The sequence below is a fragment of the Rhodococcus sp. R1101 genome, assembly GCF_000278445.1.
GTDB classification, from domain to species: domain Bacteria; phylum Actinomycetota; class Actinomycetes; order Mycobacteriales; family Mycobacteriaceae; genus Rhodococcus; species Rhodococcus gordoniae.
The window spans coordinates 1-3,636 of sequence record NZ_AJVB01000392.1 but is presented as its reverse complement, the minus strand read 5'-3'; the positions used below and the strand labels follow the sequence as shown (position 1 = coordinate 3,636).

Sequence of the window (3,636 nt, the reverse complement as noted above, 5' to 3'; positions counted from 1 at the left end):
GCCGTTCTCACCCTACCGTCCGACCGCACCGTTCCCCGTCAGGTGACGGCAGTGTCGGAGGCCGTCGAGTGACGGCAGCGTTGGAGGCCGTCGAGTGACGGCAGCGTTGGAGGCCGTCGAGTGACGGCAGCGCCGGAGGCGGTCAGGTGACAGCGATATCGGAGGCCGAGTCGTCGCGCGCCTCCGGGCGGAGGCGCAGCAGGACGAGTCCCGTCACCGAAGCCACGATGAGGGAGGCCACCAATCCGTTGACGTGGAGCGCCCAGACGGCGATCACCGCCCCGGCCAGTCCCCCCACCAGAGCGATCCAGAGCAACACTTTTCCCAGGACCGAAGCCATGTCCGCGCACCTTCCGGCAAATCACCATCAGAACGGTGAGGATAGTGTCATCTGTCACAGACTTCGCGAAAGCCTTCCGGTGTGTCGACGAATCGTGCCCGCACGGTGACCGGGGCATACTGGGGCGGTTCGCGACGGCGGGGCCGGGCAGGAACACGACGGGAGGCGGATCAGTGGCGGGACCGACGAGTGACCGAGCACGCACGGACGTGATCCTGCGCGACGTGACCCTGCGCGACGGACTCCAGCTGACCGGCAAGCTGCTGCCCACCGAACGCAAGGTGGAGATCGTGCGGGCGCTGCTCGCGGCCGGAGTCCCCGAACTCGAGATCGGATCCCTGGCCCGTGCCGACCTCGTGCCCCCGATGGCGAACACCCTCGACCTCGTCGCGGCGCTGACCGAGGAGGAACTCGACCGCTGCTGGATCTGGGTCGCCACACCGCGCCACGTCGAGAAGGCGATCGCGGCCGGGGCCCGCCGGTTCCAGTACTGCTTCTCGGTATCGGACGCCCACAACCGCGCCAACATCGGCCGCGACACCGAGGACAGCCTCGCCGCGATGCCCGCGGCGATCGAGCGTGCCCACGCCGCCGGCGGGAGCATCCAATTGTGCCTGGCCACCTCGTTCACGTGCCCGTTCGACGGTCCGGTCGATCCCGACCGGGTCGTCGAGATAGCGTGCGACCCGCGCACCGACGGGGCCGTCGACATCGTCGTCGCCGACACACTGGGCCAGGCCGTGCCCGGACAGGTGTCGTCGCTGATCGCGCGACTGGCCGCCGAATCCCCCGACCGGCGGATCGTCTACCACGGTCACGACACCTGGGGTCTGGGTGTCGCCGACAGCCTCGCCGCGATCGAGGCGGGCGCGACCGTCGTCGACGGTGCGCTCGCCGGCCTCGGAGGATGCCCGTTCGCGCCGGGTGCGAGCGGCAACACCGCGAGCGAGGACCTGCTGTTCGCGACGCGACCCTCGTGGCTGGACCCGGAGATCTTCGGCGCCCTGGTCCGCCTCGGTGAGGACATCGTCGCCGAACTGGACGAACCGAACCGGTCGCGTGCGCGGCAGGGCGCCCGCTCCGAGGCCGAGGCCTTCGCCTGGGTGCTGCGGTGACCCGCATCCTGATCGTCCCCGACAGTTTCAAGGGCACCTACACCGCCGTCGAGGTCGCCGATGCGATCGCGTCCGGCGTCGAGAGCGCCGGGCACACCGCGATCCGGATGCCCGTCGCGGACGGCGGTGAGGGCACACTCGACGCGCTCGTCGAACCACTCGGCCTCGCCCGGATCGAGGTCGAGACCGTGAACCCGTGGCGCGCACCGTGCCGCGGGCTGCTGGGGATGTCGCCGGACGGAACAGCGGTCGTCGAGCTCGCCACGGCGAGCGGCATCACCACCCCGCACGACGGTCCGCGCGACGCCGTCACCGCCGATACCTACGGCACCGGCATGGTCATGGCGGACGCCGTCCGGCGTGGAGCACGGCATCTCGTCGTCGCCGCCGGTGGATCGGCGACGACCGACGGCGGTATGGGCGCGATCGCCGCCATCGACGAGCGGGGTGGACTCGGCGACGCACGCGTGACCGTGCTCTCCGACGTCACGACCCGCTACACCGATGCGGCACGGATATTCGGGCCGCAGAAGGGCGCCGATCCCGCCGCCGTCGCGCTGCTCACACGCCGCCTCGAGGAGACGGCGTCGACTCTCCCGCGCGACCCGCGGGAAGTGGACGGCACGGGTGCGGCCGGTGGCTTCTCCGGCGGCATGTGGTCGCGGTTCGGTGCCGAACTACGCTCCGGCGCCGACTTCGTGCTCGACGCAGTGGGTTTCGACGCCGCCGTACGCACCGCCGATCTCGTGGTCGTCGGCGAAGGACGGCTCGACGGCCAGTCGCGAGCGGGCAAGATCGTCTCGGCGATCCTCGCGCGCTGCGGCGAGGTGCCGGCGGTCGCGGTGGTCGGTTCCGTCGGCGACGATCTCGGCGACTACCGTGCCCGGTTCGAGAATGTCGTCGTGGCGTCCGATGCCGCGGCGCTCACACGCGCGGGTCGCGCACTGCGCCCCTGAGCGGCGCATCGGAGCACAGTGCGCCCCTGAGCGGCGTACACGAGCGACCTGCGAGGGATCATGGCGCAGTGGGCTGTGCGCTGCCGCACGGGTTTTCGGTGGGCGTCGCCTCGGGCGACGGCGTCGGGTCGACGGCCGGATCGGAGGCGCGGGCCGGCCACGAGGCCGGTCGTGCCTCGAAACACGGGTCGGCGACGGGTGCCCGATCGGGCGACGGCACCGGCGACGGCGGTGGTGCGACCGCGGTCTGCAGTCCGGGGGCGGAGCGCTCGGCTTGCACACCGCTGCTCACCGCGACCGCCAGTCCCCCACCCAGCAGGGCGACGAGCGCGACGAGCGTGGCCAGCAGGACGGTGCCGCGACGACGACTCGGGGGCGTGGCGACGACCGTCGGGGCACGGCGGGCCGCTGCGACCAGCGCCGCGCCGGTTGCGCGGTGCCAGGGCACCCCGTGGGGAGTCACGAAGGGGACACCGAGAACCGTGGCGAGTTCCCGGGCCGGACGGGCGTCGCCGGGACGCAGATCGAGAAAGACCACGGCGTGGGGAGAGATTCCGGCGCGGGCGACCGCTTCGTCCATGGCCTCGGGCAAAGACTGTGTGTAAGGACCGAACTCGTCGCCGTCGGGGCTGACCGTGGACAGCACCGCGCTCGAGGGGACATCGACCATCGATGCCGATTCGACGCCGTAGGTGCGGGTGTGCAGGGCCAGGACGGGCAGATCCGCCAGCTCGGGCGCACCGGCGAGGAACGCCAATCGTGCGTCGTCGAGCAGGACCGTGTCGACGTCGACGCCGAGCACGGCCCGGACGGCCTCGGTGACCGGGTCGGCGTCCTCGTCGTTCTCGGGACCCGTGACGACCGCGGCGGCGACCAGGGTCAGTGACGCTGCCGACGCGCGTTCGGCCATGGCGGAGGCCGCAGCGGCGGCGGCCTCGGCCGGGGTGTCCCCGGGTGCGCCGAAACCCCGCTGGGAGTCGAACGGACCGAGACTGGGCACGTCGGCGTCGACGAGGACCGCACATACTTCACCGTCGTCGACGGAGATGCCGAGCATCGGGCGCATCTGTTCGTCCCTCCACGGCTGCCGACACGAATCACGACGACCCGAGCGGCCGTCGCTCGGACGAGCCTAACCGACGCCGGTGCCTACTTCCGGTAACAACCGACGGTGAGTCCCACGGTCGCGGCGAGGTAACTTCCGAAGGTGATGTACGAGCCGTCG

General features: G+C 71.6%; 4 protein-coding genes. 2 read left to right on the top strand and 2 right to left on the bottom strand.

The genetic code is table 11. From position 1 onward, the window contains the following. Window positions 1-142 precede the first annotated feature (142 nt). Window positions 143-340: a hypothetical protein gene (locus tag R1101_RS0118480; protein ID WP_016934832.1), complete on the bottom strand. Its 198-nt coding sequence runs from the start codon at window positions 338-340 to the stop codon at window positions 143-145. 209 nt (window positions 341-549) lie between these two features. Here R1101_RS0118480 and R1101_RS0118475 point away from each other — a divergent pair, with 209 nt between their 5' ends. Together R1101_RS0118475 and R1101_RS0118470 are read left to right on the top strand one after the other, a co-directional pair. Continuing rightward, window positions 550-1,455, top strand: coding sequence for a hydroxymethylglutaryl-CoA lyase (locus tag R1101_RS0118475; protein ID WP_016934831.1), 906 nt, complete (start codon window positions 550-552; stop codon window positions 1,453-1,455). Beyond that, window positions 1,452-2,411, top strand: a complete 960-nt coding sequence (locus R1101_RS0118470; protein WP_016934830.1) for a glycerate kinase — start codon at window positions 1,452-1,454, stop codon at window positions 2,409-2,411. The genes R1101_RS0118475 and R1101_RS0118470 overlap by 4 nt, the downstream gene beginning before the upstream one ends. Window positions 2,412-2,469: 58 nt before the next feature. Here R1101_RS0118470 and R1101_RS0118465 read toward each other — a convergent pair whose 3' ends face one another. Next, window positions 2,470-3,477, bottom strand: a complete 1,008-nt coding sequence (locus R1101_RS0118465; protein WP_016934829.1) for a hypothetical protein — start codon at window positions 3,475-3,477, stop codon at window positions 2,470-2,472. Between the last annotated feature and the right edge of the window lie 159 nt (window positions 3,478-3,636).